Raw genomic sequence first — 8,702 nt, 5'->3', positions numbered from 1 at the left:
TTGGCGGAATCGCTGATTTTTTCGCCGGCCTGGCGCTTGGTGCCGACGAACAGCACCCTGCCGCCGCCGCTGACGATGTCGCGCACCGCCGTCATTGCCCGGTGCAGCATCGGCACCGTCTGTTGCAGATCGATGATGTGAATATTGTCACGCGCCCCGAACAAGTACGGGGCCATCTTGGGATTCCAGCGGCGTGTGCTGTGTCCGAAGTGTACGCCGGCTTCGAGAAGCTGACGCATAGTAAAGGCGGGAAGCGCCATGATACAGTTCCTTTTCCGGTTTAACCTCCACGGGCATCCGCCTGAACTCTTGTGTTCAGACACCGGAGCGGCAAAACGACGAATTTGCGCCGAAGCCGCCGGCCCGTGTGTGAATTTAAGTGCGCCTAGCTAGCCCTGTAAGATGATAATTGCAAGGGAAAAACGACCGGAACCATTATCTGTAAAAAAACCAGGACCTTCCCCAAAATTTGAAATGAAACAATAATTTTTCGGGAAGACTCTTCTCCGCCGCCCGTCATTGCGAGAAGGCGAAGCCGACGAAGCAATCCAGTCTACGCCGCCGCCATTGGATTGCGTCCCGCGTCGCTGATGCTCGCGGTCGCAATGCAGCAATTCTAATTATGGCGATGTTTTCCCTCTCCCCTCGCGGGAGAGGGTTAGGGTGAGGGGGCGCGTGTCCACGCGCAAGAGACTCCGACCGGCGCCAGCGCCGCATGAACACTGGAGTTTTTGTCCCGCCTGCCGGCGGTAAGACCCCTCACCCAACCTCTCCCTCAAGGGGAGAGGAGCTTGATTTTTGCCATAATGAGAATTGCTGGTCGCAATGACGGCAAGGCGGACGTAGAATTTTTTGAGGAAGGTCCTGGAAAAAAACATATAGAAAAGCCGTTTAAAGTATGCTAGCGTGCTAAAACGTGCGTGAGAATCGCGCACGGTAAACTGTGTAAACACCCTAGAAAGGGAGAAGCTATTATGGCAGACCTCACACTATCATCAGCGGTGCGTTCGAACCTTCTATCTCTCCAGAACACATCCAGTCTAATCGACCGCACCCAGGGCCGCATGAACACCCAGCTCAAGGTCGCGAGTCCGATGGACGATGCGGTCAAGTACTTCCAGGCCAAATCTCTCGGTGATCGCGCCCGCGACCTTTCAGAGCGTAAAGACGCTATTGAACAGGGCGTCAGCTCTCTGGAAACCGCCCTCAAAGCGGCGGAGTCCCTGGAGTCTTTGGTCAAACAGATGAAAGGCGCTATTGATAGCGCCCGAAGCTCCGATAAGACCCAACGCGCGTCGCTGACCGATCAGATCGAAGTGCTGGCCGATCAGATACAAAAGCTCGTCGACGATGCTTCCTACAAGGGCTTGAACCTTATTAACTCGACAGCGTCGTCCCTTGCCGTGCGTTTCAGTGAAAAGTCCGGCTCCAAACTTACGGTTGACGGCGTCGATTTCAACATGAGCCAATTCTTCAAAGACAGCGCCGGCGCTTCGGCTGACGCAGTCTCGGCCGCCAAACTGTTGACGGCCATCGGCTTCAGCGCGGGTGGCGGCTTCGCCGGACTTTCAAGTTATGACCTGTCCGTCGCCGCAGAACTGGCGTCGTTCAACGTCATGGCCGACTCCGCTATCATGAGCCTTGACGAAACGATCAGCAGCTTACGCTCCAAGGCTTCGACAATGGCGTCCAACGTCGCCATCCTGCGTGTGCGTTCCGACTTTACGACGCAATACATGAACGTTCTGGATACCGGCGCCGGCAAGCTGACTATTGCCGATCTGAATGAGGAAGGCGCCAACCTGTTGGCCCTTCAAACCAGACAGCAGCTCGGCATTCAGGCGATGTCCTTCGCCGCGCAGGCCGAACAAGGCATTCTGGGCCTGTTCAGGTAAACTTCGGGCAATGACGATCTCGACCAAGGGGGCCTTCTTGCCCCCTTGGTTTCTTTCAGGCCCCTTTTTTTAATTGACCGCCGCCGTAAATGCCCCTCAAAATTCAACTTAAAAGCGGCCAGAAAATTATTATCAACGGGGCCGTTCTGGAAAATGCCGCCCCCCGCACCGCGTCACTGCTTGTTATTAATGATGCGGCAATTTTACGGGATTCGGATATTTTAACTCCCGAGGATGCCGTTACGCCCGCAAGCCGCATATATTTTTCTCTACAATGCCTCTATCTTTTTCCCGGCGATTCAGAGATACATTTGCCACGCTTTCATGAATTCATTTCGAGCTACCTTAAAGCGGCTCCGAGTTCACGACATATAGTGGATAAAATTAAGATTTTTTTTGATAAAGGCGAGCTGTATCAGGCTCTCAAAGCAGGACATGATTTAATTACCCACGAACGTGAGGTTATGCGCCATGTACAAGAAGGACTTAGTAAAGAACTACGAGGCCCCGCCCCCGGAGGGGAACCCCAGAAAGGTTGAGGCCTGGGCGCTGACCCAGGCGGCGTTGAAGATGAGAGCCGCCAAAGAAACCGGCGACCACGAGCAGATGCAGACCGCCATCCGGCTGAATTGGCGATTGTGGACCATTTTTCAGGCTGAATTATTATCTCCCGAGTGCACCGCTCCCGACGACATCAGGTCCAACGTGCTGTCGTTATCCAACTTCGTGGACAAGCATACCCTGGATTTTATCAGCAATCCGCTTCCCGAAAAACTGGACATATTAATCTCCATTAACCGGGAGCTTGCCGGCGGCCTGTATACTGATCCGAAACAAGCCGGAGAAGGGGACGGCGAACCCGCAAAAGATACATCACCCCTGCCTGCCGGGGAGACCTCGGCATGAGCAAAAAAAATCAACCCTCAAAACCAGCATCTTCAAAACTTGAGAAACAATATCTTGAAAGCATCTCCAGGCTGCTGATCAAAGACGCATGGAACGAGGCGAAGATAAAAAGCGAGGAGTTCATCTCCGGCCATAACGACAGCGCAATCGCTTACTTCATACTCGCCCTGGCCGCCTATAATGAAAATGACCTCACCGGCTCTCTTTTCCATGCTGAAAAAGCCGTTCACTATGGCGCCGATATTCGCGAGTACGCGGAATTACTGGCCATTATTTACGCTATCCTCGGCGATCTTAACAACAGCATGTATTACACCAAGATCGCTTCAACATTGCCTCATTCAGATCATATTATTGCGCTGGGGCTGCCGAAAAAATTACCGACTCTGGCCAAAGCATTTTTCCAGGTGGTTGAAGACCCTTTGTTAAAAAATGCATTTTCGGCGATTGAACAAGGCCGCTGGGTGGAAGCCGAAAACTGGTTCGGCCAGCACGTCCGCTTGAATCCCGGCAACCGGGACGCGAATTTGGGACTGGCGAACTGCCTGTGCATTCAGGGGCTTTTCAAGGCCGCCGTTGAATCGCTGTGCGCGGCCCGCCATATAATCCCGAATGACGCCAAAATCGCCGGCCAACTGGGAACTGCGCTGACCGCCGTCGGCGCTTTTTCCGCAGGCCAGGCGTCTCACCGTTGGGCCATGTCCGTTGCCGCAGATGATCCGACAATCCACGCCATGGCATTGAACGACCTTCTGCTTGATCCCGAAAAAGGAACAGCCGACATCGTTTCGGCATTTCAGCAATGGGGAAAGCATTTCGGCTTACGATCAGAGTCCGGCGCCGGCAAACCATCGGCAAAGGCCAAGGATATCCTGAACGTCGGCTACATAATCGGCGCCATCGGCAAAAAACGCATCGGATCGGTTTTGGCCAAAATTTTGGCGCAACACAATCCCAAGCGTTTCCGAACCGTTGGTTTCGGCATTGGAAGGTTAAGCGCTTCGTCCAACATCATATTCCAGAAATCCTTCCAGACATGGCACAACATAAATGACATGGATCCGGTAACGATGGGCGCCGTCGTAACCGCCGAAAAGATCGATATCCTGGTCAATATCGGCGGTTTCGCCGATCCTGAACTGCTTACGGCTTTCGGAAGGCGCATGGCGCCTGTCCAGGCGTCATGGCTTGAATGCCCATACGGCGCCGGGCTTGAGAATATGGATGTAATTATTTCAGACCGGGTTCTGTTCACCGATAAAGACAAAGGCCTGCCGATCAAGGAAAAAATTGCCTTCATGGAACACGGCGGCACGCTTGTCGATTTCCCGGCGGACGACGAAGGCAAATCCGGCGCCGCACATGAGAAGGAAGAAGGCCTTGTCTTCGCCGCCGATGCGACATTGTCGGAGCTTAACCCGCGAACCATCGAAGTTTGGTCTCGTGTCCTGCACAAGATGCCCGATTCAAAATTGATCCTCATGAACCACAATTTCCTGCGCTCTGCGGAAACCGTTACACAGCTTGTGGATTTATTCGGAATTTTCGGCGTGGCTCACCGTGTTGACATTCTTCTTGAGGCCGATTCTCAAGCATTTTTCCGTAAGGGCGATGTCTGCCTGCTCCCCTTCCCGGCAAGACGAATTGACGTAGCCGCCGACGCCTTATGGGCGGGACTGCCGGTAGTCTGTCTGTCCGGGAACGGATCACACAGCCGCGAAGTCGCAAGCACCCTGCATTATCTCGGACTCGGTAAAGACGCCGTAGCCTCTACGCCGGAGGAATTTGTGGAATTGGCGGTCGCCTGGGGAGAAAACAATGCCCGGCGTAAGGCATTCGGTGGTGAAATTCGTCAACGGCTGCGGAAATCACCCCTTGCCGACTTTACCGTACGCGCCTCGGACCTTGAAAGTATTTACGAAGAATTGTGGCAAACCGCCGCCGGCTAGGGGAGTAAAGCAACCGGTGAATTCACGATGTTACACAAAAATTGCTTTTATGCTTTGTCGTCATGCCCCCGGGTCCAAGCCCGGGGGTTGTCCCGGCCATCCACGCCTTGTTTTCAGGTTTAGGCAGACGTGGATGCGCGGATCACCCCCGGACTTGATCCGGGGGCCACGCATGACGAATACACAATGTGTCTTCTGAATATATCAATGCGCTAGCAGTGCGCCCAATTTGATGGTCAGACGTTCCGAAACACAGAGCCTTGTCCGCCGCAATTGGGCGGCTTTCAAAAAGCACCGACCGGGCGTCTTCGCCGTTCTGGAAAAAATCTCCACCCCCGTCTCAACGTTGGTGGTCGAGGATGGCGTCGCCGTCAACATCAATCTGGGAGAGATTAATCTTTACCCCGAACACGCCGTTAAATGGACCAAAGATCAACTCGATCAACACTTCCGAAACCCCGACCGAATTATTTTCTCGGACCCGTGGCACTGCAACATCACCACGGTATCGAAAAAACTTCTGAAAAAGCTCGCCGCTTATCTGATTGAAAAAGGCATGAGCGAAGGCGAAGGATATCCCGTTGCCGATGTCGGGTTCGGGTTCATTTTCGGCATCGGCCTCGGCTATCACATCCCTGAATTATTGGCCGGAAAAGTATGCCGGCATATGGTGCTTATCGAGCCTATTCCGGAATTTATCATCCATTCATTCGCCGCCGTTGATTGGGGAAAGATTTTTCGCGCCGCCTCAAGGAAAAATATTAATCTTTATTTCCTGCCGCATGAATCCCCGGATGAAAATATACACGCAATCCAGAGGATAATATCCTCATGCGGAACTACGTTCCTGGATGGGTCTCAAGCATACATACATTACCCGTCATGGAATATCCAAGAAACCAGGAAGATTCTCAATGAAAAAATAAAGAATTTCTACATATCCTCAGGATACTTTGAGGATGAATTAATAATGATGAAGAATACTTATTTAAACTTCATAAAGTGGCCGTTTAGCCTCGTTTCCCGAAAACCATATCTTGAACAAACTATTCCGGTATTCATCGTCGGCTCCGGGCCGTCCGTGGATAAGGACATGCCTTACATCAAAAAATGGAGGGACAGAGTCATTGTTTTCTCCTGCGGCACGTCCCTGGGCATCCTTCTTAAAAACGAGATACGTCCCGACCTGCATCTTGAAAATGAAAATACGCCGCAACTTCTTGATAATCTCAAAAACTTCAAAAATGAATACGGTCTTGAAGGCATCACGCTGGTGGTGACGACCACCGTTCATCCCGATGTCAGCGGCTTGTTTGACAATCGTTGGTATTTTTTCCGCCCCGCATTGAGTTCAAGCGTCCTGCTTCTAGGCTCGGCTGAGCCGTTGCGCGGGTCCGACCCGCTGGTTTCCAACGCCGCCCTGGCGGTCAGTTCCGCCGTCGGCTTCAAGAACATTTATCTTTTCGGCGTTGACTGCGGGCGCCGGGATGGAACTGCGCACCATTCCCAGGATGCCGTCTATTATGAGGAGGACTACGACAACTACGCGGCGGGCGAAAGCTTTGATTTCATTGAAAAACAACTGAACCGGGAAGTGCCGGCCAACTTCGGCGGAAAAGCCATGACCTCATGGTCTCTGGATTTGTCGCGCATAAACCTGTCCATACTGCAAAGAACCGGCAATTTTACCTTGTTCAATTGCAGCGACGGAGCGCGCATTGACGGGGCGACCCCAAAAGCGGCAGCCGCCATTAACCTGACCAACCCGCCGGCGCAACAACTCCTGACGTTAAAACGAATCGAGAACCAGCTAACACATTACAAAGCCGATGAATATCTGGATGCCGTCGATCTGGCCGCCGATGCAAAAGGCTGTGACAAATTCATCGAAAAATTCAGGGAGTTGGTGGAGACCGCCAAGCATAAAGACAAGAGTTTCTGGGAAATAGAACAGCGCCTGGATCGTTTATGGAATGAAAATTTCGTCGAACTTAAGGGCGCTCTCAAGATGACGGGAGGTTCTTACGCCGCCATGTTGAGATTAGGAGCCTTCCTCGGCAACCGCATCGTCAACACAAGGAAACGCAGGAAATTCATGAGGTTCTTCCTTGATGAGTACGGCAAATCATGTGTCTGGATGGCCGGGGAAGCCAGGATACGCCTTAAGGAAATGAGCGAACGCAAAACAGACCTCACCGATGTCGGCGACGCCGACGCCGTAGATGCGCAGCAACCCGGAGTTTCAGGCAAAAATGTTGACGAATGACTTGGCGAATTTATTCTTTATAAACGGCGTCAGCATATTGCCGTAGTTGTTCTTGAGGGCCATGGCGCGGGCCAGCTTGCTTTGGACGCCGTTGAATTCCAGTTGCAGCTTATTTTGCGCCTTATTTACGGCATCGGCATTTTTAATAAGAAGGTTATTGGTTTCCGCCGTTATGCCCTTGCTTTCGGCAACGGCGCGATTCTCATAGAATTTCGCCATGGTGAGTTCAGCTTCATACCTGCTCACTTCAATATTAACCGCCTCCTTTGCCGCATTGAGATCGGCAAGGGCGCGTGTGCGTCCGGCATCAGTCGCCAGCCCGTCATAGAATATGGAGTCCATGACCTCAAGCCCGCTGCGGGTTATTGTGCCTGAGAAAGATTGCGGGGCGCCGGTATCGGGTCCGGTCGTAAAGTTCACCGTATCGCCGCTGATGCTGTCCAATCGCAACCCGGTTTCGAAGTTGGCGGAATCGCCCGGCAAGGGGTCATTCGGATAATCGCTGTACCGCATGAGAACTTTCGCCGCCCTGTCCGGCTGCCACCTCATTCCCGCCGTATCGGTGATGTAATAGTCGCTTCCCATATACGAGCCGTTCACCGTGTGGGTTTCATTATAGATGCTGATGTCGAACGTGTACCTTGATGTGCCTTTGCCCAGCAGATTGACGGAGTCGCCGGGCTTTTCGGCGGAACTGATCAATCCCTTGAGCAGAGAATCAAAAGTCGAGGCGTATCCTTCGTAGTTTGTATCGCCGGTGGTGACCTGGGTCGCCTGATTAATGGCCTGGATCATATTATCCAGCTTGCTGCGGATGGACTTCGCCTCGCCGAGAACGGAACTGATCTCCGAGGTGGCCTTGCCGATGCCGCTCTCAACCTTTCGCCATTTATCGGCATTCATTTTGATGGCGTTGATTTTCTGCTGATAGTCCCCGGAGATGGCATCCGACGACTTCTCGGCCCGCTTCTGAAAAGACTCGTTCATCCGCGCCAACAGCGTGGCCGACGTAAAATCGTTCTTCGTAAGCTTGGAAAGCACGCTCAACATGGCGATACTCCCTTTCTAGGGCGATCAAACACAAAACCGAGGATTCTCCCCGACGACCGAGCATTGTATCTTTTATTTCCTCTAAAGTAAAGGATACGGTTACGGCGATTATTATTTAACAACGCCGCGCTTTCGGGCAAGGTTACGGGATGGACGCAACCGTTATTCCAATCATCATCATTATCGTTATCGCCACCCTTGTCGCAGTTGTTTACCTGCGCGGCGAACGCGCCCGCGCCGGCGACGCCGTCGGCATGGCGCGGCTCTCCGAAACTATCGAGAGGCTGGCGGCGATGCAGTCCGAACAAGCCGGGCGGCTTTTGCAGACCCAGTCCGGGGTCAACGAGCGCCTGGACGCCATGGTCAAGCGCCTCGGCGACGGCCTGGCCGAGCAGACCGACAAGACCGGCCATACCCTTAAGCAGCTCCATGAACGCCTTGCCGTTATCGATACCGCGCAAAAGAACCTTACCTCCCTTTCCGAGCAGGTGGTGGGGCTTCAGGACATCCTCTCCAACAAGCAGGCGCGGGGGGCGTTCGGCGAAATACAGCTTCAGGATCTGGTATCGGCGGCTTTGCCGCCCCAGGCCTATGAATTGCAATGCACCCTTTCCACCAGGGTTCGCGCCGACTGCC

Annotated in this window: 5 protein-coding genes and 2 pseudogenes (2 of these 7 cut by a window edge); 5 read left to right on the top strand and 2 right to left on the bottom strand. The window is 53.1% G+C overall.

The genetic code is table 11. From position 1 onward, the window contains the following. Positions 1-260 (bottom strand): annotated as a pseudogene (locus A3H92_06500) (30S ribosomal protein S2) (it extends 517 nt beyond the left edge of the window). A gap of 714 nt (positions 261-974) precedes the next feature. On the opposite strand from A3H92_06500, the gene A3H92_06495 reads away from it, so the two are divergent. The 4 genes from A3H92_06495 (at position 975) to A3H92_06480 (ending at position 7,016) form a co-directional block, all read left to right on the top strand. After that, a complete protein-coding gene (locus tag A3H92_06495; protein ID OHC75262.1) occupies positions 975-1,895 on the top strand; it encodes a hypothetical protein in 921 nt (306 codons plus the stop codon). A gap of 471 nt (positions 1,896-2,366) precedes the next feature. Then, entirely contained in the window at positions 2,367-2,801 is a 435-nt protein-coding gene (locus A3H92_06490) for a hypothetical protein (protein ID OHC75261.1), read from the top strand. Continuing rightward, positions 2,798-4,750, top strand: coding sequence for a hypothetical protein (locus tag A3H92_06485; GenBank protein ID OHC75260.1), 1,953 nt, complete (start codon positions 2,798-2,800; stop codon positions 4,748-4,750). Before A3H92_06490 ends, A3H92_06485 begins: the two co-directional genes overlap by 4 nt. 232 nt (positions 4,751-4,982) lie before the next feature. Further along, positions 4,983-7,016 carry a hypothetical protein gene (locus A3H92_06480; GenBank protein ID OHC75259.1) on the top strand — a complete coding sequence of 678 codons (2,034 nt, stop codon included), beginning with the start codon at positions 4,983-4,985 and terminating at the stop codon, positions 7,014-7,016. Here the strand turns inward: A3H92_06480 and A3H92_06475 are convergent. Beyond that, on the bottom strand, positions 6,993-8,066 hold the full coding sequence (locus A3H92_06475) for a hypothetical protein (protein ID OHC75258.1): 1,074 nt from the start codon (positions 8,064-8,066) through the stop codon (positions 6,993-6,995). The two genes, A3H92_06480 and A3H92_06475, sit on opposite strands and share 24 nt — an antisense overlap. Before the next feature lie 149 nt (positions 8,067-8,215). Here A3H92_06475 and A3H92_06470 point away from each other — a divergent pair. Continuing rightward, positions 8,216-8,702: pseudogene (locus tag A3H92_06470) on the top strand (hypothetical protein); it runs 590 nt beyond the window's last position.

The organism is Rhodospirillales bacterium RIFCSPLOWO2_02_FULL_58_16 (genome assembly GCA_001830425.1).
Classification (GTDB): Bacteria; Pseudomonadota; Alphaproteobacteria; order Rhodospirillales; family 2-02-FULL-58-16; genus 2-02-FULL-58-16.
The sequence above is the reverse complement of the archived record's forward strand: the minus strand, read 5'-3'. Positions and strand labels throughout refer to the sequence as shown.

What these genes read in the sequence shown, in the direction of transcription:
- A3H92_06480 (OHC75259.1), top strand. Translation starts at nt 4,983, where the DNA reads ATGGTCAGACGTTCCGAAACACAGAGCCTTGTCCGCCGCAATTGGGCG.
- A3H92_06495 (OHC75262.1), top strand. Translation starts at nt 975, where the DNA reads ATGGCAGACCTCACACTATCATCAGCGGTGCGTTCGAACCTTCTATCT.
- A3H92_06490 (OHC75261.1), top strand. Translation starts at nt 2,367, where the DNA reads ATGTACAAGAAGGACTTAGTAAAGAACTACGAGGCCCCGCCCCCGGAG.
- A3H92_06475 (OHC75258.1), bottom strand. Translation starts at nt 8,066, where the DNA reads ATGTTGAGCGTGCTTTCCAAGCTTACGAAGAACGATTTTACGTCGGCC.
- A3H92_06485 (OHC75260.1), top strand. Translation starts at nt 2,798, where the DNA reads ATGAGCAAAAAAAATCAACCCTCAAAACCAGCATCTTCAAAACTTGAG.